The sequence below is a fragment of the Nonomuraea ceibae genome, from assembly GCF_019396325.1.
Taxonomy (GTDB): Bacteria; Actinomycetota; Actinomycetes; order Streptosporangiales; family Streptosporangiaceae; genus Nonomuraea; species Nonomuraea ceibae.
Genome location: NZ_JAHKRO010000011.1, coordinates 25,609 through 47,261, shown reverse-complemented (window position 1 = coordinate 47,261; position 21,653 = coordinate 25,609). Strand labels below are relative to the sequence as shown.

At 73.0% G+C, this 21,653-nt stretch carries 17 protein-coding genes; 9 read left to right on the top strand and 8 right to left on the bottom strand.

Annotated features, from left to right (window positions below; all coding sequences use genetic code 11):
- The first annotated feature begins 161 nt into the window (after positions 1–161).
- Entirely contained in the window at positions 162–518 is a 357-nt protein-coding gene (locus tag KME80_RS10375) for a helix-turn-helix domain-containing protein (protein ID WP_219503598.1), read from the top strand.
- Here KME80_RS10375 and KME80_RS10370 read toward each other — a convergent pair.
- Both KME80_RS10370 and KME80_RS10365 read right to left on the bottom strand, forming a co-directional pair.
- Complete coding sequence (locus KME80_RS10370; RefSeq protein ID WP_219503319.1) at positions 515–1,294, bottom strand: DNA-formamidopyrimidine glycosylase family protein; 780 nt, start codon at positions 1,292–1,294, stop codon at positions 515–517. The two genes, KME80_RS10375 and KME80_RS10370, sit on opposite strands and share 4 nt — an antisense overlap.
- Positions 1,295–1,303: 9 nt before the next feature.
- Positions 1,304–1,903, bottom strand: coding sequence for a TetR/AcrR family transcriptional regulator (locus KME80_RS10365; RefSeq protein ID WP_219503314.1), 600 nt, complete (start codon positions 1,901–1,903; stop codon positions 1,304–1,306).
- Positions 1,904–1,989: 86 nt separating this feature from the next.
- On the opposite strand from KME80_RS10365, the gene KME80_RS10360 reads away from it, so the two are divergent.
- The gene (locus tag KME80_RS10360) at positions 1,990–3,420 is read left to right on the top strand and encodes an MFS transporter (protein ID WP_308125695.1); all 1,431 of its coding nucleotides are present in this window, start codon (positions 1,990–1,992) and stop codon (positions 3,418–3,420) included.
- A gap of 19 nt (positions 3,421–3,439) precedes the next feature.
- On the opposite strand, the gene KME80_RS10355 is transcribed toward KME80_RS10360, so the two are convergent.
- On the bottom strand, positions 3,440–3,889 hold the full coding sequence (locus KME80_RS10355; protein WP_219503311.1) for an RrF2 family transcriptional regulator: 450 nt from the start codon (positions 3,887–3,889) through the stop codon (positions 3,440–3,442).
- 212 nt (positions 3,890–4,101) lie between these two features.
- Between KME80_RS10355 and KME80_RS10350 the strand changes: the two genes are divergently transcribed.
- Positions 4,102–5,280, top strand: a complete 1,179-nt coding sequence (locus tag KME80_RS10350) for an ROK family transcriptional regulator (RefSeq protein WP_219503308.1) — start codon at positions 4,102–4,104, stop codon at positions 5,278–5,280.
- On the opposite strand, the gene KME80_RS10345 is transcribed toward KME80_RS10350, so the two are convergent.
- Positions 5,270–6,988, bottom strand: a complete 1,719-nt coding sequence (locus KME80_RS10345; protein WP_219503306.1) for a glycoside hydrolase family 3 protein — start codon at positions 6,986–6,988, stop codon at positions 5,270–5,272. The genes KME80_RS10350 and KME80_RS10345 overlap by 11 nt on opposite strands.
- 162 nt (positions 6,989–7,150) lie before the next feature.
- Between KME80_RS10345 and KME80_RS10340 the strand changes: the two genes are divergently transcribed.
- The 5 genes from KME80_RS10340 to KME80_RS10320 are packed head-to-tail and all read left to right on the top strand — an operon-like array spanning position 7,151 to position 15,583.
- A complete protein-coding gene (locus KME80_RS10340) occupies positions 7,151–11,317 on the top strand; it encodes a non-ribosomal peptide synthetase (RefSeq protein WP_219503304.1) in 4,167 nt (1,388 codons plus the stop codon).
- On the top strand, positions 11,310–12,620 hold the full coding sequence (locus KME80_RS10335; protein ID WP_219503301.1) for an MFS transporter: 1,311 nt from the start codon (positions 11,310–11,312) through the stop codon (positions 12,618–12,620). The genes KME80_RS10340 and KME80_RS10335 overlap by 8 nt, the downstream gene beginning before the upstream one ends.
- Complete coding sequence (locus tag KME80_RS10330) at positions 12,598–13,662, top strand: methyltransferase (RefSeq protein ID WP_219503298.1); 1,065 nt, start codon at positions 12,598–12,600, stop codon at positions 13,660–13,662. Before KME80_RS10335 ends, KME80_RS10330 begins: the two co-directional genes overlap by 23 nt.
- Positions 13,659–14,930 carry an FAD-dependent oxidoreductase gene (locus tag KME80_RS10325; protein ID WP_219503295.1) on the top strand — a complete coding sequence of 424 codons (1,272 nt, stop codon included), beginning with the start codon at positions 13,659–13,661 and terminating at the stop codon, positions 14,928–14,930. The genes KME80_RS10330 and KME80_RS10325 overlap by 4 nt, the downstream gene beginning before the upstream one ends.
- Complete coding sequence (locus KME80_RS10320) at positions 14,930–15,583, top strand: DUF6875 domain-containing protein (RefSeq protein WP_219503293.1); 654 nt, start codon at positions 14,930–14,932, stop codon at positions 15,581–15,583. Before KME80_RS10325 ends, KME80_RS10320 begins: the two co-directional genes overlap by 1 nt.
- Here KME80_RS10320 and KME80_RS10315 read toward each other — a convergent pair whose 3' ends face one another.
- The 4 genes from KME80_RS10315 to KME80_RS10300 form a co-directional block, all read right to left on the bottom strand.
- Positions 15,584–17,026 (bottom strand): glycoside hydrolase family 3 protein, encoded by a 1,443-nt coding sequence (locus KME80_RS10315; RefSeq protein WP_219503290.1) that lies wholly within the window; start codon positions 17,024–17,026, stop codon positions 15,584–15,586.
- 91 nt (positions 17,027–17,117) lie between these two features.
- Positions 17,118–17,969, bottom strand: a complete 852-nt coding sequence (locus KME80_RS10310) for a carbohydrate ABC transporter permease (protein ID WP_219503286.1) — start codon at positions 17,967–17,969, stop codon at positions 17,118–17,120.
- Positions 17,966–18,886, bottom strand: coding sequence for a carbohydrate ABC transporter permease (locus tag KME80_RS10305; RefSeq protein WP_246644444.1), 921 nt, complete (start codon positions 18,884–18,886; stop codon positions 17,966–17,968). Before KME80_RS10305 ends, KME80_RS10310 begins: the two co-directional genes overlap by 4 nt.
- Before the next feature lie 98 nt (positions 18,887–18,984).
- Complete coding sequence (locus KME80_RS10300) at positions 18,985–20,310, bottom strand: extracellular solute-binding protein (protein WP_219503277.1); 1,326 nt, start codon at positions 20,308–20,310, stop codon at positions 18,985–18,987.
- Between the two features lie 167 nt (positions 20,311–20,477).
- Here KME80_RS10300 and KME80_RS10295 point away from each other — a divergent pair, with 167 nt between their 5' ends.
- Positions 20,478–21,647 (top strand): ROK family transcriptional regulator, encoded by a 1,170-nt coding sequence (locus KME80_RS10295; protein WP_219503272.1) that lies wholly within the window; start codon positions 20,478–20,480, stop codon positions 21,645–21,647.
- Positions 21,648–21,653: the final 6 nt, after the last annotated feature.

The following is a 21,653-nucleotide window of genomic DNA, read 5'->3' as shown; positions in this document are numbered from 1 at the left end:
ACGGTGGAGCTGTGAGTGATGAGCCACGAGCGGCGGCCCAGGGGCGGAGACGCCCGATGATGACGGCGAGGAGTATGTACGAAGCGAAGAAGAACAATGGGCGGCACGATCCGATCGCGCGGGGCGTGGTGAAGACATCCACGCCGGGGAGGGAGCGACAGATGATTCTGCTGCGTCAGCTGCTCGGTGATGTGCTGAGGCGGCTGCGCGTGCGGCAGGGACGCACACTTCGCGAGGTTTCCACGCTGGCGCGTGTCTCGCTCGGCTATCTGTCCGAGGTCGAGCGTGGCCAGAAAGAGGCATCCTCCGAGCTGCTCGCGTCCATCTGCGGGGCACTGGGAGTGCCGTTGTCGCAGGTGCTGCGTGAGGTTTCCGACCAGTTCGCGCTGGCGGAGCTCCAGGCTGCCCCTGTGCTCGCCGAAGCCCCCGAGCACGAGCGCATCCCCCTTGCCGATTCGGTCCCCGGGTCGATCTCCGATTCCGTCTTCCCCGAAGTCAAGGACATGGTGGCGGCCTAGCCCGGCTGGCAGCCGCCGCACCACAGGATCAGCCGCTCCTGTGACTGCGCCCCCATCTCCCCGCGGCTGATGCGGGTGCCGCATCGACGACAGGGCCTGCCCGCCCTGCCGTAGACCCAGGTCTGGTTCGCCGGACGGCGGTCACCTGTGGTCACCGTGCCCGCATGGAGTTTGTTCGCGTCGAGCAGCCGCCGCGCGAGCGTGACGACCCCCTCCAGATCCTCGACGTCCCCGACCCGGCGCCACGGCCAGATCCCGCGCAGGAAGAGCGTCTCGGCCCGATAGATGGTGCCGATGCCCGCGAGGTTGCGCTGGTCCAGCAGCGCCTCGCCGATGGTCGCGTCCGGGGTGCGGCGCAGCCGCCGCACGGCCTCGGCCGGATCCCAGTCGTCGCCCAGCAGGTCGGGCCCCAGATGGCCGACCACCCGGCTCTCCTCCGCCGTCTTCAGCAGGTCGACCATCCCCAGCCGCACGCCCACGGCCTGCCACCGGCTGTTGGCCAGCACCAGCCGCACCTGGTCGCCGCCCGCGACCCGCCGGCCCGCGGGCGTGATCTGCCAGCTTCCGTCCATCCGCAGGTGGGTGTGGACCGTCAGGCCGCCCTCCACCCGGGTCAGCAGGTGCTTGCCGCGCGAGACGGTCTCCAGGACCGTCCGGCCCGTCAGGTCGGCGGTGGCGTGGCGGGGCACCCGGAAGTCGGAGCGGGTCAGCACCTGCCCGTCGAGCGCTCCCCGCAGCCGCGCGGCCGTACGGTAGACGGCATCTCCTTCCGGCATGCCCCCAGTCTAGTCCTTGGGATGATCTTGGGCGGCTTCGGCGACCCACCCGTCCACCAGGGTGACGAGCTGGTCGAGCGCCTGCTCCACGCGCTCCCGCTCGCCCGTCGTGAGCAGGTCGGCCTGCAGTCCCGCGTAGGCGGCGTTGGCCAGCGTCGAGATGCGCACGGCGTCGGCCTCCGGCACGCCGCGCTCGCGCAGCAGGCCCGCCACGAACTCCGACCGGTCCGCCAGCAGCCTCGGCACCTGCCCCGCCAGCCGGCCGCCCGCCGCCAGGCCCTCGATCTCGTGGACCAGGCGGGCGATCGGCAGGTTCTCCTCGCGCAGCTGCCAGTCCCAGGTGGCGCGGATGATCGTGCCCACGCTGTCGGCGCCGGTCCGGCCGGGCTGGGCGCGCAGCCAGGCGCGGTGGCGCTCGTCCAGGCGTTCCATCGTGGCCGACAGCAGGGCCTCCTTGTCGGCGAAGTGGTGAGTGAGCACCCGCGTGGTCTTGCCCAGGTGCTCGGCCAGCGGGCGCATGGACAGCGTGGACAGGCCGTGGCCCGCCAGGTAGTCCACGATCTGGTCGAGCAGCTCGGCGCGGCGGGCCGGGTCGGCGGTCCTGGCCATCGGCGAATCCCCTTTGACGGCGATGGGGTGACGACTGTTACCTTATTTTGGGTAACGACTGTTACCTTTATTGAGGGGGTCTCCTCGTGTTCCGTGCGCCCGGGTGGCTGCTCGCGCTGACGTTCACCGCGTTCGCGTTCGCCACCGACGACTACGTGATCGCCGGCGTGCTGCCCGCCATCTCCGGCGGGCTCGGCGTCAGCGAAGCGGCGGGCGGGCAGCTCGTCACCGCGTTCTCGCTCGCCTTCGCGCTCACCGCGCCGGTCGCCTCCGTGGTCACCGCCTCTTGGCCGCGGCGGCGGCTCATCACCGGGGCGCTGCTGCTGTTCGTCGCCGCCAACTGGGCGTCCGCGCTGGTCAGCAGCTATCCCGTGCTCATGGGGCTGCGCGTGCTCGCCGCCGTGGCCGCCGCCGCCGTCGTGCCCGCCGCGTACGCCATCGCCGCCTCCCTCGCGCCCGAAGGCCACCAGGGGCGCTACCTGGCGCTGGTCATGGGCGGGCTCACCGGGTCCCTCGTGCTCGGCGTGCCCATCGGCACCTGGGTGGGCGGGGCGTTCGGGTGGCAGGCCACGTTCGTCCTCGGCGGGCTGCTCGGGCTGGCCGCCCTCGTCGCCGTCCACCGCACCCTCCCCGACGTACGCGACCTCGTACCGGCAGAAACCCACCCGACCACCGAACCCGAGCCCAAAACCCCGACCGGTACGGCCACCGGGTCCGTCCCGGGCGACGCGACCGCCGTGGGCTACGGGACTGTCCGGGACCCCGCAGCCTCCCGGTCCGCGTCCGCCTCTGCATCGGCTCCCGCCTCGGGGGGCGCGTCCGCCTCCGACTCTCCGTCCGGGTCGGCCGCCCTCGCGTCTGCGGGCGTGCGGGATTCTGGGTCTGGGGGTGCGGATGCGCCTGCGGGTGTGCGGGATTCCGGGGGAGGGGTGTGGTGGCGGGTGCGGCCGTTGGGGCGGCCGCGGGTGCTGCTCGGGTTGCTGGGGATGGTGGCGATCGTGACCGGCAGCATGATGCTGCTGACCTACCTCGCGCCGTTCCTGCGGGATCTGGCCGGGGCGGGGCCCAGGGAGCTGGGGTGGGTGTTCGCGCTGGCGGGGGTGGCGGGGCTGGCCGGGGGGATGCTCGGCGGGCGGGCCGCAGACCGGTGGGGGCCGGACCGGGCGCTGCTGGCCGGGATCGGCGGGTTCACGGCGGTGATGGCGGTGTTCGTGGGGAGCTGGTTCCTGCGGCCGGTGGCGCTGCTGTGGCTGCTGCCGGTGCTGCTGGTGTGGGCGGGCGTGTCGTGGTGGATCCCGCCGCCCGCGCAGACGCGCCTGCTCGCCCTGGCGGGCACGGCGGGCCCGCAGGCGCTGGCGCTGAACAGCAGCGCGGTCTACGTCGGCGTGTCGGCCGGTGGCGCGCTCGGCGGCCTGGTCCTGGAGACGTACGGCAGCGGCGTGCTGCCGGTTGTGGCCGCCGTCGTCGAGCTGGCCGCGCTGGCGCTGTTCTGGGCGGCGGCCAGGCTGGGCCGCTGACGGGGCGCCGCCGGGCGGGTCAGTCCCAGGCGGCGGGGTCGGAGGCGAGCTGGCGGACGCGGTCGGGCAGCGCCCCGGTGGCGACCTGCTCCAACGTGACCTCCTCCAGGATGGCCCGCTCGGTGGCGCGCAGGGCGATCCACACCTGCTGGAGGGATTCGGCGGGCCCCCGGTAGCCGACGTGCTCCGGGCGTTCGCCGCGGACGTTGGCGAGCGGGCCGTCGACGGCCCTGATGACGTCGGCCAGGGAGATCTCGGCGGCGGGCCGGGCCAGGACGTAGCCGCCCTCGGGGCCGCGCTGACCACGGACGAGACCGGCGCGGCGCATCTGCAGCAGGATGTTCTCCAGGTACTTGGGCGGCATGTCCTGCTCCTTGGCGAGCTCGCCCACTGTGGTCGGGCCGGCACCGGCAGCGGCGAGTTCGGCGGCGGCGCGGAGGGCGTAGTCGACACGAGCGGAAAGGCGCATGTTCTCGATTATCCCTCCTGGTCAACACTGGTTCGCCGCAAGGTCGCCGAAAACCGGCAGTCGGACGTATCCGGGCGAGCCGGACATGCCTAGTGGCATAGGGGAGCGCGGGAGCGGGGAATGAGATCCAAGACCGCTCCTGACCACTGGAGAGGAGTGGTGAGAGCGCTAAACTTCCAGCAACCCTTTTCTATGTGACGGTGGGATTAAGCGTGGAGCGACGGCCTGGTGTGCCCAGACTTCTTCGGGAGATCAACGATCGGGCCGCGCTTGAGCTCTTGCTGGCCACCGGTCCGATGACCCGTGGCCAGATCGGCGAGCTGACCGGGCTGTCCAAGGTGACCGCCTCGCAGACGCTCGCCCGGCTGGAGGAGCGCGGGCTGGTCGAGGTGGTCGGCAGCCAGGGCGGCGGGCGCGGCCCCAACGCGGCCCTCTACTCCGTGATCCCCTCCAGCGCGTACGTGGCCGGGCTGGAGATCGGCCCCGAGCTGATCTCCGCGGCCATCGCCGACATCAACGGCCGCACGGTCGCGCAGGCCGCCGTCGACCCCAACGGGCACGACGACCCGGTCGCCGCCGTGCACGAGGCCGTGATGAAGGCGTGCCGCAGCGCCAAGGTGAGCGTCGCCAAGCTGCGCGGCGTGGTCATCGGCACCCCGGGCGTGGTCGACCCGCGCAGCGGCGACGTGCGGTTCTCCTTCGACCTGCCCGGCTGGCACGAGGGCATCCACGAGGCGCTCGCGGGCGACCTCAAGCGCGAGGTGACGATCGAGAACGACGTCAACCTCGCCGCCATCGCCGAGCGTTCCGACGGCGCGGCCAAGGGGCTCGACGACTTCGTGCTGCTGTGGTCCAGCCGGGGGCTGGGCATGGCGGTCATGCTCGGCGGCAAGCTCCACCGGGGCCGCTCGGGCAGCGCGGGCGAGATCGGCTACCTGCCCGTGCCCGGCGTGCCGCTGCCCGAGGACATCCGCACCTCGCCGGGCAGGCTCCCGTCGCTGGCCGGCGGCCTGCAGTCGCTCGTCAGCGCCGAGGCGGTGACCGAGCTCGCGCGCAGCCACGGCTTCGAGGCCGCCAACGCCGGCGAGTGCGTCGAGGTCGCCATCGCGGCGGGCACCGAGGGCGAGCCGCTGCTCGACGAGATCGCCCACCGGCTCGCGCTGGGCGTGGCGGCCGTGTGCGTGATCCTCGACCCGGGGCTCGTCGTCCTCGGCGGCGAGGTCGGCCACGCGGGCGGGCGCACGCTCACGTCCCGGGTGGAGGAGGCGGTCGCCAGGATCTGCCCGGTGCGGCCCCAGGTGGCCACCAGCACGGTCGAGGGCAACCAGGTGTTGCGCGGCGCCGTCCTGGCGGCCCTCGATCAGGCCCGCGAGGAGCTGTTCACGTCCTGATCAGGTGCGCGATGGCGGTGGCCGCCGCCTCGCTGCACGGGTTCGTCGCGCCGTGGGTGGCGATGTGGACGGCGCCGGGGCGTTCGTGGCCCGGGGTGCCCAGCTCGACGACGACGCTGCCCGGGCGGCGGGCGAGGATGGCGTCCACCGTCGCGGTCACCCAGGTGTGGCGGTAGGCGGTGCGGATGACGACCACCAGGAGGCGGTCCTCGGCCGCGTCCACGGCCTTGGCCAGGTCTTCGGGCTCCGGGTCGGCCAGGCGGGCGCTCGTCGTGCCGGGGAAGAGCCGGGTCAGCGGGGTGACCAGGCCCCACGGGGTGGCGCGGTCCACGGCGAGGTTGACGGGGGAGTCGAGCTCGACCACGTGGGGCGGGCCGTCGCCGGCGGGGCGCTCGTGCACGGTCACCCGCAGCGCGCGGCGGGCGGCGAGCAGGGCCGCGTTGCGCGGGGCGGACTCGGGGTAGCCCACGGCCAGCGGGAGCGCGGCGGGGAGGTGCGGCGTGACCGGCGACTGCGTAGGCGAGGCGCCGGCGGCCGTAGGGGCGTCGGCGGGCTCGACCGGCGCTCCCGGGCCGGCGGGCGCTGCGGGGGGCTGGACGGTGGACTCCGGCGCGCTGGGCGCTGTGAGGGACGTCTGGGGGCTCGTGAGCGGGGGCGGGGTGAGGTGGACCGCTTGGGCGTGCGGGCGCATCGGGAGGTGCGTGGCGGTCCAGTGGGTGAGGGCGCGGACGCGGGCGGCGGCCTCGGCCAGGCGCTCCTCGGGCAGGGTGCCGTCGGCGACGGCGGCCATGATGGCGTTGCGCAGCAGCCCGACGACGCCGGGCGTGGCGTTCTCGCCGCCGACGCAGATGGCGTCGGCCCCGGCCGCGAGGGCGCGGACGGTGGCGCCGCCGAGGCCGTACGGGGCGGAGACGGCCGGCATCTCGATGCCGTCGGTCACGATGAGCCCGTCGAAGCCGAGCTCCTCGCGCAGCAGCTGGACCATGAGGCGGCGGCTGGTGGTGGCGGGCTCGGACTCGTCGTACGCGGGGACGAGCAGGTGGCCGGTCATGACGGCGCGCACCCCGGCGGCGATGGCGGCGCGGTAGGGGAGCAGGGCGGTGGCGGCGAGCTCCTCGCGGGAGAGGCGGACGACGGGCAGGGCGTCGTGGGAGTCGACGGAGGTGGCGCCGTGGCCGGGGAAGTGCTTGGCGCAGGCGGCGACGCCCGCTGACTGGAGGCCGGTCACCCAGGCGGTGGTGTGGCGGGCGACGAGCTCGGGGTCGGAGCCGAAGGCGCGGGTGCCGACGACGGGGTTGTCCTCGGCGTCGATGTCGACGACGGGCGCGTAGTTGAGGCTGATGCCGGCGGCGGCGAGGTCGTGGCCGATGCCCTGGGCGACGGCGCGGGTGAGAGCGGGGTCGCCGGCGGCGCCGAGGGCGAGGTTGCCGGGGCGGGAGCTGCCGGTGAAGGCCTCCAGCCGGGTGACGTCGCCGCCTTCCTCGTCGAGGGCGATGACCACTTCCGGATTCTCTGCCCGAATTGCGGCGGTTAGGTCACGTATTTGACTACTTGTCACGAGGTTGCGCGAGTACAGGGCGATGCCGCCGAGCCCCGTCGAGAGTCGTTTGCGCACCCAGTCCGGCAGGGTCGTGCCCTTGAACCCCGGCTGCAGCACGGTGTCGGCGAGCCCGGCCAGTACGGGACTCCTGACGATCGACGCGCCCATCGTGCCTCCCCTTGCGCCCGGCTCGGATCTTCGCCGGGTGGTCCTTGTCTGTGGTCGCCCCATGTGTATAGCATCAACCCCAGTCAATAAATAGGAAACTTTCCTAAGAGTTATTGAGTCAAACCTCCCAGTCAGACATCCGCGGTTAGGGGACTCGTCACCATGCAGCTGGCAGGCCGTGCCGCGGTCATGTCGAGGGGCCAGGAACGCCTGTGGTTCCTCGACCGGCTCTCCGGCGGCGACGCCTCGTACAACATCGCCGTCGCCGAGAGGCTCACGGGCGAGCTGGACGTGGCGGCGCTGGAGCGGGCGCTCACCGAGCTGACCGCCAGGCACGAGGCTCTGCGCACCGTCTTCCCCGAGGTGGACGGCGTGCCGACGGCCGTCGTACGCCCCTGCGAGCCGGTCGTCGCCGAGCGCGTCGAGGCCGCCGGGGAGAGCCTGCCCGGGCTGCTGGCCGAGCGCTCCAACCGGCCCTTCGACCTGGCCGCCGGGCCGCTGTTCCGGGTGAGCCTGCTGCGCGCCGGGCCGCGCGAGCACGTGCTGCTGATGGTGCTGCACCACATCGTGAGCGACGCCTGGTCGCTGGAGCGCATCCTGTACCCGGAGCTGTCGGCGCTCTACGCCGCGTTCGCCGCGGGCCTGCCCGCGCCGCCGCTGGAGCCGGCCGTGCCCTATTCGGAGTACGCCCGCCGCCAGCGCGAACAGGATCACGGCGCCCACCTGGAGTTCTGGCGCACCGAGCTGGCCGGGGTCCCGGCCCTGGAGCTGCCCGCCGACCGGCCCAGGCCCGCCACCCCGAGCGGCCACGGCGACCTGGTCATCCAGCGGATGCCGGTCGAGCTGTGGACCCGGGTGCGCGAGCTGGCCAGGGCGCAGCGGTGCACGCCGTTCATCGTGCTGATGGCCGCCTACCAGGCGATGCTGTCGCGGCACTCGGGCCAGGACGACTTCTGCGTGGCCACGGCGGTCGCCGGGCGCGACGAGGAGGAGTTCGAGCGGGTCTTCGGGCTGTTCATCAACACGCTGGCCGTCCGCGCCGACCTCGGCGGCGACCCGACCGTGCAGGAGCTGATCAAGCGGACGCGGCGCCGCCTGCTGAAGTCGTTCACGCACGCCGCGGTGCCGTTCGACGAGGTGGTGTCCGAGCTGCGGCCGTCCCGGGGGCAGGCACCGCTCGTCCAGACGCTGCTCAACCTGGACAACCCCGGCGAAGGGCTGAAGGAGGGCCCCGACCCGCTGCACCTGGCCGGGCTGGAGCGCACGCCGGTCGTGTCGGGGCTGGCCCCGGCCAAGTTCGACCTGGCCGTGGACGTGGTGGTGTTCGAGGAGCACCTGCAGTTCATGCTCACCTACAGCACCGACCTGTTCGAGCGCCCCACCGTGGAGCGGATGGGCGGGCACCTGCGGCGGCTGCTGGAGGAGATGACGGCGCGGCCCGAGGCCCGGCTGTCCGAGCTGCGCATGCTGCCGCCGGAGGAGCTGGCGCTGGTGCTGCCCGACCGGCTGGACGGGCTGATCGCCCGGCAGGTCGCCAGGACGCCCGCCGCTCCCGCCGTCGTCACGCCCGGCGGCGTCCTCACCTACGGCGAGCTGGCCGCCCGCGCCCGCGTGCTGGCCGGCGAGCTGCGCGAGGCCGGGGTGCGGGCGGGCAACCTGGTCGCGGTCCGGCTCAAGGCGGGGCCCGACGCCATGGTGGCCGTGCTCGCCGTGCTGATGTGCGAGGCCGCGTACGTGCCCGTGGACCCCGCGCAGCCGGGGCACCGCACGCGCGCAATGCTGGCGGGCTGCGCGGCGGTGATCGGCGAGGACGGCGTGGCGCCGGTCCCGGGCGAGGTGCACGAGCCCGTCCCCGGGGACGTCCTGGACGTCACCGGCGGGGGCGCGGGCGAGCTGGTGTCCGGGCGGGTCACCGCCGACGGCGCCGCGTACGTGATCTACACCTCGGGCTCGACCGGGACGCCGAAAGGAGTGGTCGTCAGCCACCGCAGCGCCGCCCGGCTGGCGGTCTCGTTCCGCGACGCGCACGGGTTCGGGCCGGGGCAGCGGGTGCTGATGGTGCCGCCGCTGAGCTTCGACGCCTCGGTGGGCGACATCTTCCCGGCGCTGATCAGCGGGGCCGCGCTGGTGCTGCATCCCGACCCGGTCTCGCTCAGCGGGCCCGAGCTGATGCGCCTGTGCTCCGAGCTGGGCATCACCATGGTCGACACGGCCTCGGCGCTGTGGCAGCAGTGGGTGGAGGACCTGGCGGAGGCCGGGCCGGTCGACCCGGGGCCGCTGACGACGATGATGGTCGGCGGCGAGAGCGTCCCCCTCGAACGGCTGCGCACCTGGGCCCGGCTCACCGGCGGCAAGGTCGCCTTCTACAACCACTACGGCCCCACCGAGGCCACCGTCTGCGCGACCGTCTGCCGCACCGTCGACGGCGGCGAGCTGGGGGAGCGCACGCACCTGCCGATCGGCGTCCCGCTGCCGCACGTGCGCGCGTACGTGCTGGACCGGCACGGCCGGCCCGCGCCCGCGGGCGTGCCCGGCGAGCTGCACCTGGGCGGCGAGTGCGTCGCCGAGGGCTACCTGGGGCGGCCGGACCTGACCGCCGAGCGCTTCCGCGACGACCCGTTCCTGCCGGGCGGCCGGATGTACGCGACCGGCGACCTGGTGCGGATGCGCGCCGACGGGACGCTGGACTTCCTCGGCCGCACCGACAGGCAGCTCAAGGTCAACGGGGTGCGGATCGAGCCCGGCGAGGTGGAGGCCGCCTGCCTGGCCCACCCGGCCGTCAGGGAGGGCGTGGTCACCGCCGTGGGCGGGCGGCTGGTCGCCTACCTGACCGGCGAACCGGTCGGGCTGGCCGAGCTGCGCGGCTTCCTGGCGGGACGCCTGCCGTCGTCGATGATCCCGGCGGCCGTGGTCACGCTGGACGCGCTGCCGCTGACGCCGCACGGCAAGGTCGACTTCCGGGCGCTGCCCGAGCCCGCCGCCGCGGCGACGCCGTACGAGAGCCCTCGCACCGGAACCGAGCGCGTGGTCGCGGCGGTGTGGGAGGAGATCCTCGGGGTGCGGGCCGGACGCCGCGACGGCTTCTTCGAGCTGGGCGGCCACTCGCTGCTCACGCCCCGGGCGGTGGCCCGGCTGGCGGAGGAGACCGGGGTCCGGGTGCCGCTGCCGGTCTTCTTCGCCTGCGCCGACCTGGCCGAGCTCGCCGCCGCCCTCGACGGGCACGCCCCGGAGGGGCCGCCCGACCTGCACGCCGAGGCGACGCTGCCGGCGGACTTCACGGTGGCGCCGGGCGGCGGCCGGGGCGAGCCGCGCCGGGTGCTGCTCACCGGGGCGACCGGGTTCCTCGGCGCGCACCTGCTCGCCGACCTGCTCACGCACTCCGACGCCACCGTGCTCTGCCTCGTCAGGGGCGATCAGCCGCAGGAGCGGGTGCGGCGCAACCTCGCCGCGCACGGGCTGTGGCGCGACGACTTCGCCGGCCGCATCGCCTGCGAGCCAGGGGACCTCGCCGGGCCGCTGCCCGACGTCGACTGCGACCTGATCGTGCACAGCGGCGGGCAGGTCGACTTCACCCGCCCGTACCGCGCGCTCAAGGCCGCCAACGTGGACGGCACGCTCGCCCTGCTCAGGCTCGCCGCCCGCCGCGGCACGCCCGTGCACCTGATCTCGACGCTCGGCGTCCACCTGACCCCGGGCGAGCGGGTGGTGCGCGAGGGCGACCCGCTGCCCGACCCCGCCGGCCTGCACCTCGGCTACGACCAGAGCAAGTGGGTGGGCGACCGGCTCGCCACGGCGGCCCGCGAGGCCGGGCTGCCCGTGACCGTGCACCGCCCGGCGCGCATCTCCGGCGACAGCCGCACCGGCGCCGGGCCCTCCGACGACTTCCTGCGCCGTCTGATCGCCACCTGCGCGCTGCTCGGCACGGTCCCCGACGGCGAGGAGCTCGACCTGGCCCCCGTCGACCACGTCGCCGCCGCCATCGGGCACCTGGCCAGGACCGGCGCCACCGGCGACTTCCACTACCGCAACCCGCGCACGCTCGGCGCCGCCGACCTGGCGGCCGGCCTGGCCGCGCACGGCGTCGCGGTGCGGCTCGCGCCCGCCGCCGAGTGGCGCGCCGAGGTGCGGCGCAGGCTCGACGGCGGCGAGAGCCTGCCGCTCGCGCCCTTCCCCGCGTTCTTCGCCGAGTACGGCGACGACAGCACCGGCCCCACGTTCGACTGCACGGCGACCGAGCGGCTGCTGGCCGAGGCGGGGCTCGTCTGCCCGCCCGCCGCCGACCTGCTCGGCGTGTACCTGCCCCACCTGATCGGAGACCGCGATGCCTAGGACGTTCCTGGCCATCTGGTCGTCCCAGCTCCTGTCGATCATCACCTCCAGCGTCACCGGGTTCGTCCTGGGCGTGTGGGTGTTCCAGAAGACCGGCTCGGCGACCCAGTTCGTCACCATCACGCTCTGCGCGGTGCTGCCCGAGGTGCTGTTCGCGCCGCTCGCCGGGTCGCTGGCCGACCGGTGGGACCGGCGGCGGATGATGCTGGCCGCCGACCTGGGGGCCGCGCTGGCCACCGGCGCGCTGGCCCTGCTGCTGACCACGGGCGAGCTCCAGGTGTGGCACATCTACGTGGTCACCGCCGTGAGCGCCGTCTTCGGGACCGCCCAGATGGCCGCCTACCACTCGATGCTGCCCAGCCTGGTGCCCAAGGAACAGCTCGGCCGGGCCAACGGCCTCATGCAGGTGGCCGACGCCGTCCGCGTCGCCGCGCCGCTGCTCGCCGGGGCGCTGCTCGTCGGCGTCGGCCTCACCGGGGTCGTGGTGATCGACCTGGTGACGTTCCTGGCCTCGCGGATCGTGCTCCACCTGGTGCCGCTGCCGCGCGAGGCGACCCGGCCGGGGGAGGGGCGGCCCGCCGAGCCGTGGCTGCGCGACCTGGCCTTCGGGCTGCGCCACCTGCGGACCCGGCGCGGGCTCGGCTGGCTGGTCGGGCTGCTGGCCGCCTACAACCTGTTCTTCGGCATGGCCGGGGTGCTCGTGCAGCCGCTCATCCTGTCGTTCGGCTCGGCGGCGCTGCTCGGCGCGCTCATGGCCGCGGGCGGCGCGGGCCTGTTCGTCGGCGGGCTGGTGCTGAGCGCGTGGGGCGGGCCCAAGCAGCGGGTGCGCGGGCTGCTCGCCTTCGTCGCCGCCGGCGGCGTGCTGCTCATGCTGCACAGCCTGAGCCCGTCGGCGCTGCTCATCGGCCTGGTCGCGCCCGCGTTCCTGTTCACGATCCCGTTCGTGCAGGGCACCGGCATCACGCTGATCCAGCTCAAGACCGCACCGGCCGAGCTGGGCCGGGTGCTCGGCGCCGTCCGCATGCTCACCCAGGCCGCGACCGTGCTCACCTACCTGGCGGCCGGGCCGCTCGCCGACCAGGTGTTCGAGCCGATGCTCGCGCCGGGCGGCGCGCTGGCCGGCAGCCTCGGCCAGCTCATCGGCACCGGGCCCGGCCGCGGCATCGCCACGATCTTCCTGCTCACCGGGGCCGCGCTGGTCGTGCTGGCGCCCCTGGCCTACCTCCAGCCGCGCCTTCGCCGGGTGGAGACGGAACTGCCCGACGCTGAGGAGTCATCCGATGCCGCTCTATCTCGATCCTGAAGAGTTACGCATATTTCGTGACCTGAACCAAGCGCCCGGAGGGTTCATCGACCTCGTGGGCGCGATGGCGTTCCGCGCGGCGGGAACCGCGCAGCGGCTCGGCGTCTTCGACGCGCTCGCCGCCGGAGCGCGCACCCCGGCGGAGCTCGCCACGAAGCTGGACGTCGCCGAGGGGCCGCTCACCGTGCTCCTCGACGCGCTCGCCGGCTTCGGGTACGTGCTCCGCGACGACGACGGTTACGCCCCGGGCCCGGCCGCCGACCCCTGGCTGGCGAACGGGCCACGCGACTGGTTCGCGCCGACGCTGGCACTGTGGCACGAGCTGATCGGCGAGTTGTGGACCGGCCTGGAGGAGGCGGTGCGCACCGGCCGGCCGCCCGAGCCGTACTACGCCTGGCTGGAACGCCGGCCCGGCACGTTGCGCACCTTCCAGGGGATGCTGGCCGGGATGGCGCGGGGCCTGGCCCCGGCCGTCGTCGCGGCGGTGCCCGGCCCGTACGGGAAGCTGCTGGACGTCGGCGGCGGCCACGCGATCTACAGCGCCGCCTTCTGCGAGGCCGCGCCCGGGACGACCGCGACCGTCGTGGACCTGCCCGGAGCCCTGGACGAGGGCCGGGCGCGGGTCGAGGAGGCCGGGCTGGCCGGGCGGATCACGCTCGTGCCCGGCGACCTGACCGTGCCCGCCGACTCGGCCGCGCTCGACAGCGCGTACGACACGGTCCTGCTGTTCAACGTGGTGCACGGGCTCGACCCGGACGGCGCCGCCGGCCTGGTCGCCAGGGCGGCGCGGGCGCTGCGGCCCGGCGGGCGGCTGCTCGTGCTGGAGCCGTACAGCGACCCGCCCGCCGGCACGCAGGGCCACACGGCCGCCTTCCTCGGCGGCTTCAGCCTCAACCTGGCCGCCACCCAGGGCGGACGCCTCTACACGTTCGCCGAGGTGGCCGGCTGGGCCGAGGCGGCCGGGCTGGGCGGGATCGAGCGGCTCCCGCTCGACGCCCCCGGCTCCGACGAACTGCTCGTGGCAAGACAGGAGACGGTGTGAAGATCCTCATCGCGGGCGCCGGTCCCGCCGGCAGCCTGCTGGCCTGCTACCTGGCCAGGCGCGGCCACCGCGTCGCCGTCTACGAGCGCCGCGACGACCCCAGGCTGCGCGACGACGAGGAAGGCCGCTCGATCAACCTGGGCCTGTCCGCCCGGGGCGTGCGCGCGCTCACCGACGTCGGGCTCATGCACGAGATCTGGCCGAGCACCGTGCCCATGCGCGGACGCGCGGTGCACGCCCCCGACGGCGCCGTCACCTTCCACCCCTACGGCAGGCGCGAGGAGGAGATCCTGCACTCCGTGCGCCGCCGCGACCTCGTCGTCAGCCTCATCGGCCACGCCGAGGCGCAGGGCGTCGCCTTCCACTTCGGCCACCGCGTCGTCGACCTCGACAAGGAGGCGCCCACGCTGACCGTCGAGCACGAGGACGGCAGGAGCACCGTCGAGGCCGACGCCGTGGTGGGCGCCGACGGCGCGTTCTCCGCGGTGCGCACGCTGATGCACCGGGGCACGCGCGCCGACCTGCACCAGGAGTTCCTGCCCTGGGGCTACAAGGAGCTGACGATCCCCAAGGTGCCCGAGCACCACGAGGCGCTGCACGTGTGGCCCGGCGGCGACGACGGGCTCATCGTCACCCACCCCAACCTCGACGGCTCGATGACGGCCACGCTGTTCCTGCCGTTCGAGCGGTTCGAGGAGATCGACGACCCGGAGGCGTTCTTCGCCGAACGCTTCCCCGACGCGCTCGCGCTCATGCCGGACCTGGCCAAGGAGTACGCCGACCGGCCCGTGGGCCACCTGGTCTCGATCCGCACCACGCCCTGGCACGACGGCGGCAAGGTCGTCCTCATCGGCGACGCCGCACACGCCGTCTACCCGTTCTACGGGCAGGGCATGAACTCCTCCCTCGAGGACTGCACGGTCCTCGACCGATGCCTCGGACTCGGCGATACGCGTGCGGCCTTCGCCGAGTTCGAGCGGACCCGCCGGCCGCACACCGACGTCCTGGACGAGCTGTCCAGGCAGAACTTCGTCGAGCTGCGCGACCGGGTCCGCTCGCCGCTGCACCTGGCCCGCAAGCGCGCCGACCTGGTGCTCTCGGGCCTCTTCCCGGACCGCTGGGTCCCGCTCTACACGATGATCTCCCACACCACCACCCCGTACGCCGACGCGCTGGCCCGTGCCAGGCGCCAGGACGCCCTGCTGCGCTGGTCCGCCCTGGGAGCCGCCGGGCTCGCCGCGTTGTTGCTCGCCAGGAAGGTTCGCTGATGCTCACGGATCCCACCGATCCCTCCCGCGTGCTCATCGAGGTGAGCGATCTCGACGGCGGCCACGAACTGGTGCGGCGGTACGCGGAGCCGCTCGGCCACATCGTGACGTGGGCGCGCGAGTATCTGTGCCGGCCGCACCCGGAGCTCGGCAGGAAGGGGCCGGTCTGCCCGTACGCGCAGACCTCGCTCGACCGCGGCACCTTCTACCTGGCTGTCTGCCCCGGGGAGCCGGACGCGGCGCAGGTCGCCGAGGTGCTCGACGGCTACCGCTCGTGGTTCCAGCGGCTGGTCGCCCCTGAGGGGGTCTCGCCGCAGTTCCGCACCATCCTGGTGCTGCTGCCGGACCTGCCCGTCGATCGCGCCCCTGCGGTGATCGACGCGGCCCAGCTCGCGCTCAAGACCCGGTACGTGGAAGCCGGGCTGATGGTCGGCGAGTTCTACCCCGGCCCGCCGCCCAAGCACGGCCTGTGGAACCCGGACTTCCTGCCGCTGGGCTCCCCGGTCCCGTTGCTGGCCGTTCGGCACATGGTGGCCTCCGACTTCCCGTTCCTCAAGGACGACCCCGCGCACGCGGCGGCCTACCTGGAACGGTTCGGCGAGCGGCCGCCCGCCCCGCTGAGGGAGGCGGTGGCGGCCGCCCGCCAGGGCTGATCAGGCGGTCAGCAGCTCCATCGCGGCCTGGGCGTTCGCCCGGGCCGCGCCGTATGTGGCGATGTAGGCGGCGCTGCCGGGACGCCACACGGGCAGCCCCATCTCGATCACGATGGTGTCGGGCCGGCCCGTGACCAGCGCGGACACCAGGGTCCGGCTCTCGGCGTAGCGGTGCGCGTCCTTGACGACGACGAGCAGCGAACGCCCCCCGGCGCGCTTGAGCAGCTCGTCGGGGCAGGCGTCGGCGGGCTTGACCCGGACGACCTCGGCGTGCGGCAGCCACGGCGACACCCCCCACGGCACGTCGCCCACGGCGATCGTCGGCGGCGTGTCCACCTCGACGACCAGCGGCACGTCCGACAGCGGCGCCGGCGCCCCGTCGAGCCGGACCGCGCGGCGGGCGGCGTCCAGGCCGACCCGGGTCAGCTCGGGCAGCGAGCCGGAGCTGTGGCCGGCCCAGGCGCGCAGCGCGGCCACGCGGGCGGCGGACCGCTCCAGCCCCTCCACCGACAGCACCCCGTCGGCGACGGCGTCCATGATCGCCGCGATGATCTTCTGGATCTCGTCGTAGCCCGGCTTGGGGCCCAGGCAGAGCAGGTCCGTCCCGGCCGCCAGCGAGGCGACGGCGCCACCGGCCAGCCCCACGCTGTCGGTGATCGCCTGCATGTCGAGCGCGTCGGTGACGACGACGCCGTCGTAGCCGAGCTCGCCCCGCAGCAGCCCGGTCAGCGCGGCCGGCGACATGGTGGCGGGCGTCTCACCGGTCAGCGCCGGGACCGCCACGTGCGCCGTCATGATCGACTTGGTGCCGGCCTGGACGGCCGCCAGGAACGGCGCCAGCTCCCTGGCCCGCAGCACCTCCAGCGGCACGTCCACCACCGGGATCGCCAGGTGCGAGTCGACCGTGGTGGCCCCGTGGCCCGGGAAGTGCTTGACGCAGGCGGCCACGCCCGTCGCCTGCAGCCCCTCGACCGCGGCCACCGTGTGCCGGGCCACCAGGTCCGGGTCCGAGCCGAACGCCCGGGTGCCGATCACCGGGTTGTCCTCGGCCGTGTTCACGTCGGCGTCCGGCGCCATGTCGAGGTTGATGCCCGCCGCGGCCAGCTCCGAGCCGATCGCCCGGTAGACCTGGCGGGTCAGGTCCACGTCGTCCACCGCGCCGAGGGCCGCGTTGCCGGGATACGGGCTGCCGACGTGGTAGGCGAGCCTCGTGACGTCGCCGCCCTCCTCGTCGAGGGAGATGACCGGCTCACCGGCGGCACGCAGCGCGGCGGTCAGCTCGCCGAGCTGGGCCGGGTCGCCGACGTTGAACCCGAAGAGTGTCACGCCGCCGAGCCCGCCCTCGAGCTCCCTCAGCACCCAGGCGGGCGCGCTCAGCCCGTCGAACGCGACGAGCAGCGTGCCCGCCGCGAGGCGGCGTAGCCCCCGATCACTCTGGCTCATGAATCCTCATCGTTGTCAGGGCAGGACATGGGTACGGCCAGCGCACGGTGGAGCGCGCTGGCCGTACCGGAACCCGCGGGAAGGGAAGGGGTCAGCCCTTGACGGCCCCGGCCACCAGGCCGGAGACCATGCGGCGCTGGACCAGCAGGAAGAAGACGATGACCGGCAGGGTCATCAACGTGGAGGTCGCCATGATGGCTCCCCAGTCGGTGCCGCGCTGCCCGAAGAAGAACTGCAGCGCCACCGGCATCGTGTAGCCCGTGCTGTCGTTCATCAGGATCAGCGCGAAGATGAGATCGTTCCACGCGGTGATGAACGAGAAGATGCTCGTCGCGACCAGGCCCGGAGCCACCAGCGGGAACAGGACCTTCCAGAACGTGGTGAACCGGCTCGCGCCGTCGATCCACGCGGCCTCCTCCAGCGACTTGGGCACCGCGGCGACGAACGTGCGCAGCATCCAGATGCCGAACGGCAGCGTGAGACCGACCTGGATGACGATCAGCCCGAGCAGCTGGTCGTACAGGCCGAGCCGCTTGACGTTCAGGAACAGCGGGATGAGCAGCGCCTCCGACGGGATCATCTGCACGACGAGCAGCGTGATCAGGAAGCTGGTGCGGCCCTTGAACCGGAAGCGGGCCACCGCGGTGGCCGCCAGCAGCGCGAACACCGAGCCGATGAGCACGGTGCCGAGCGCCACGATCGCGCTGTTGCGCATGTAGAGCCAGATGGAGTTGCCCGCCACGCCCTCCGTCAGCACCTTCTCGACGTGCTCGAAGGTGAAGTGCGTCGGGAACGGGATGAAGTCCGTGGTGAAGATCTGGTCGTTGGCCTTGAACGACGTCGAGACCATCCAGTAGACCGGGAACATCGCGAACAGGAAGACCAGGACCCCGGCGGTGTTCAGCCCGATCTTGGCGAAGCGCTTGCGCGCCAGCGGCGTCATTGGACCTCCTCCGACTTGACCATCTGCCGGGTGTAGAACGCGGTGACGATGAGCAGGATGACCGTCAGCACCACCGCGATCGCGGCGCCCTGACCCATCTTGGGCGGCGCCTTGAACGCCTCGGCGAAGGAGAAGAGCGACAGGTTGAACGCCTCACGGTTCGTCGGTCCGTTCATCAGCACGTAGAGCTGGCTGAACACCTTGAAGTCCCAGATGATCGACAGGATCGTCAGGACGGCGAAGACCGGCTTGAGCAGCGGGAAGGTGATCTTCCTGAACGTGCGCCACGGCGTCGAACCGTCGACCCGGGCCGCCTCGTACAGCTCTGCCGGGATGCCGCGCAGGCCGGCCAGCACCGACACCGCCACGAACGGGAAGGACGACCAGACGACGGTGAGGATCAGCACCAGGTAGACCGACCAGGCGTCGTTGAGCCACGGCTGCCCCGTCCAGTCGGCGCGGCCGAAGAGCAGGTTGGACAGCCAGTCAGGCAGCAGGTTCAGCGCCCAGTTGATGATCCCGGCCTCGGCGTCGAACAGCCAGCGCCAGATGGTGCCCTGGGCGACCGGCGGGACGGCCCACGCCGACATGATGCCGATGATCACGAAGCTGGACATGCCCTTGCTGAGCCGGTTGAGCAGGACGCCGACCGCGGTGCCGAGCACCAGCGTGAGCGTGACGGTCACGACGGCGAAGACGACCGTGTTGCGCAGTGAGGACCAGAAGATCGAGTTGCCGAAGATCTCTTCGAAGTTGCCGAACCCGACGTACTCCGGCTCGGCGGCCCCGCGGATCACCCGGAGGGTGACCTTCTGGAAGGACATGATGAACATCTGGACCATCGGGTAGAGCAGCAGACCCGTGATGACCAGGATGCCCGGGATGAGCAGGGCATAGGGGACGAGCTTGGGGTTCATCCCGCTGGCCTTGCCCGGCTTGCGGGAGCTACGGCGGCGCCGCCCAGGGGCGGAGGAATTTCCTCCGCCCCTGGCGAGCGTTGACGTGTTCGTCATCGTTACTGCGCGTTCAGGATCTCTTCGAGTTCCGTGTTGGCCTTGGCGAGCGCCTCGTCGGCCGTGGCCTTGCCCTCGATGACCGAGCGGGCCGCGTTCTGCAGGACGGCCTTGGTCTCGTTGGCCTCGGTCCAGTTCGGGTCGGCCGGGAACGCCTTGGCCTTGGCGAAGGCAGCCGCGAACGGAGCCTGGGCCGGGTCACTGGCGAGCGAGGCCAGGGTGTCCGGGTAGACGGGCAGCAGGCCGCCGTCCATCGCGTAGCGGTCCGCCCACTTCTTGCTGGTGGCCAGCTTCACGAAGTCGGTGGCGAGTTCCTTGTTCTTGGCGTCGTTCCAGACGGCGATGTCGTTGCCGCCGAAGAACGCCGGGGTCTCACCGCCGGCCTTGGAGGGCAGCGGGAAGAAGGCCATCTGCTCCTCCTTCACCTTGCCCTTGCTCTCCTCCTTGATCGTGGCGATGTCCCACGACGCGGTGAGGTACATGCCGACCTTGCCGTTGGAGAACCGGGTACGGATGTCGGTCGTGTTCTGCGTGAGGCGGGACTTGCTGGACACGCCCGAGGCCACGATGCCCGTGTAGGTCTCGAAGCCGGTCTTGAAGGCGGGGTCGGTGAGCTTGCCGACCCACTTGTCGCCCTCCTTCACCGCGTACTCGCCGCCCTCGGACCAGGCCAGCGCGCCGAGGAGGTGGTTGGCGTCGGAGCCGCCGTTGAAGGCGAAGCCGTCGACGTCCTTGCCCTTCTCCTCCTGGATCTTCTTGGCGGCCGCGATGAGCTCGTCCCAGTTCTTCGGCACCTCGATCTTGAGGTCCTCGAACCAGTCCTTGCGGTACATCACCGCGCGGGTGCCCGCGCCCCACGGCATGGCGTAGACCTCGCCGTCGATGGTCTCCAGGCCGAACAGGTTCTTGGGAATGTTCGCCTGCTCACCGGAGGTGGTGATCGAGGTGACCGGCGCGAGGGCGTCCTGGCTCTGCCAGAGCGGCACCTGGTCGTTGCCGATCTCGGTCACGTCCGGGCCCTCGCCACCGGCGGCGGCGGCGGTGAACTTGTCGTTCACCTGCGGCCACGGGATCCACTCGACCTTCACCTCGGCGCCCGTGGTGGCCTTGAACTCGGCGACCAGCTCGTCGGTGTACTTCTGGGACGGCTCGTTCGGGACGCCAAGCCGCCACATGGTGAGGGTCTGCCCCGCCCACTTGGGGCCGGAGGCGCTGGCGGAGGCCGCCGGCTCGTTGGCGGCCGGCTCGGCGCCGCCGCCGCAAGCGGCCAGGCCCAGGGCCAGGGCGGCCGTGGTGACCGTGGTGGCCGTGATCTTAGAGATCCTCACTGGGATGCTCCCTTCCCGGCTAAATCGCATCGGGTCTCTGCGTCATCGGGTGCTGGGCCTGTGGTCCGCACCTGGCTGATCGTCAGTCTTGAATGGTGATAAACTAACAAGAAACTTTCTTAAAAGAAACTGGCGTTAGCGGATCGTGACGAGAGGGGAGAATGCCCGTGACACGGAACCCGGGGGTCCCGCGGCTGCTACGCCGGCTGAACGATCGGACCGCCCTGGAGCTGCTGCTCTCCGAAGGCCCCCTCACCCGCTCCGAGCTGGGTGAACGCACCGGACTCTCCAAGGTCACCGCAGGCCAGCTCCTCGCCAGACTGGAGGACCGCGGCCTCGTCGAAGTCACCGGACGCAGGGCCAGCGGACGCGGCCCCAACGCCGCCCTCTACGGCGTCGTGCCCACCAGCGCGCACGTCGCCGGGCTCGAAGTCCTGCCCGACGCCATCACCGTCGGTGTGGCGGACATCACCGGCAAGGTCGTCGTCGAGGTCGTCGTCGACCCCGCCGACGGGCGCGACCCCGTCGCCACCGTCCACGCCGCCGTCCAGCGCGCCTGCGCCTCCGCCCGGATCACCCTGCCCCAGCTCAAAGCCTTCGTCATCGGCACCCGCGGCGTCGTCGACCCCGCCAACGGCGACGTGCGCTTCTCCCACGACCTCCCCTCCTGGCACGTCGGCGTCCTCGCCAGCCTCCGCCGCACCCTCGGCGCCTCCGTCACGATAGAGAACGACGTCAACCTCGTCGCACTCGCCGAACACCGCTACGGCGCCGCCGCAGGGCAGGACGACTTCGTCGTCGTCTGGACCGGCATCGGCCAGGGCCTCGGCGTCATGCTCGGCGGCCGGCTGCACCGCGGCATCACCGGCGGCGCCGGCGAGATCGGCTGGCTGCCCGTCCCCGGCGAACCACTGCCCGCCGACGTCACCCGCCCCCAATCAGGCTCCTACCAGCGGCTCGTCGGCCTCGACGCCCTCACCGGACTCGCCCAGGAACACGGGCTCACCGCCCGGCCCGGCGCCACCGGACCCGAGATCGTCAGAGCCGCCGTCGCCGGCGCCCGCACCGGCTTCCTCGCCGCCGTCGCCGCCCGCCTCGCCGTCGGCGTCGCCGCCGTCACCGTCGTCCTCGACCCCGGCCTCATCGTCCTCGCCGGCGACGTCGGCCGCGCCGGCGGCACTGAACTCGCCGCCATGGTCGAGGACGCCGTCGCCAAGGTCTGCCCCAGCCGCCCCCAGGTCGTCACCACCGGCATCACCGGCAACCCCGTGCTGCGCGGCGCCCTCGTCGCCGCCCTTGAGCAGGCCCGCGAGCAGGTCTTCTCCGACACTGTGTGAGAATTC

Excerpts from the sequence above, each read along its gene's own strand:
- KME80_RS10375 (WP_219503598.1), top strand. The coding sequence starts at position 162 with ATGATTCTGCTGCGTCAGCTGCTCGGTGATGTGCTGAGGCGGCTGCGC.
- KME80_RS10370 (WP_219503319.1), bottom strand. The coding sequence starts at position 1,294 with ATGCCGGAAGGAGATGCCGTCTACCGTACGGCCGCGCGGCTGCGGGGA.
- KME80_RS10365 (WP_219503314.1), bottom strand. The coding sequence starts at position 1,903 with ATGGCCAGGACCGCCGACCCGGCCCGCCGCGCCGAGCTGCTCGACCAG.
- KME80_RS10355 (WP_219503311.1), bottom strand. The coding sequence starts at position 3,889 with ATGCGCCTTTCCGCTCGTGTCGACTACGCCCTCCGCGCCGCCGCCGAA.
- KME80_RS10345 (WP_219503306.1), bottom strand. The coding sequence starts at position 6,988 with ATGGGCGCGTCGATCGTCAGGAGTCCCGTACTGGCCGGGCTCGCCGAC.
- KME80_RS10340 (WP_219503304.1), top strand. The coding sequence starts at position 7,151 with ATGCAGCTGGCAGGCCGTGCCGCGGTCATGTCGAGGGGCCAGGAACGC.
- KME80_RS10335 (WP_219503301.1), top strand. The coding sequence starts at position 11,310 with ATGCCTAGGACGTTCCTGGCCATCTGGTCGTCCCAGCTCCTGTCGATC.
- KME80_RS10330 (WP_219503298.1), top strand. The coding sequence starts at position 12,598 with ATGCCGCTCTATCTCGATCCTGAAGAGTTACGCATATTTCGTGACCTG.
- KME80_RS10320 (WP_219503293.1), top strand. The coding sequence starts at position 14,930 with ATGCTCACGGATCCCACCGATCCCTCCCGCGTGCTCATCGAGGTGAGC.
- KME80_RS10315 (WP_219503290.1), bottom strand. The coding sequence starts at position 17,026 with ATGAGCCAGAGTGATCGGGGGCTACGCCGCCTCGCGGCGGGCACGCTG.
- KME80_RS10310 (WP_219503286.1), bottom strand. The coding sequence starts at position 17,969 with ATGACGCCGCTGGCGCGCAAGCGCTTCGCCAAGATCGGGCTGAACACC.
- KME80_RS10305 (WP_246644444.1), bottom strand. The coding sequence starts at position 18,886 with ATGAACCCCAAGCTCGTCCCCTATGCCCTGCTCATCCCGGGCATCCTG.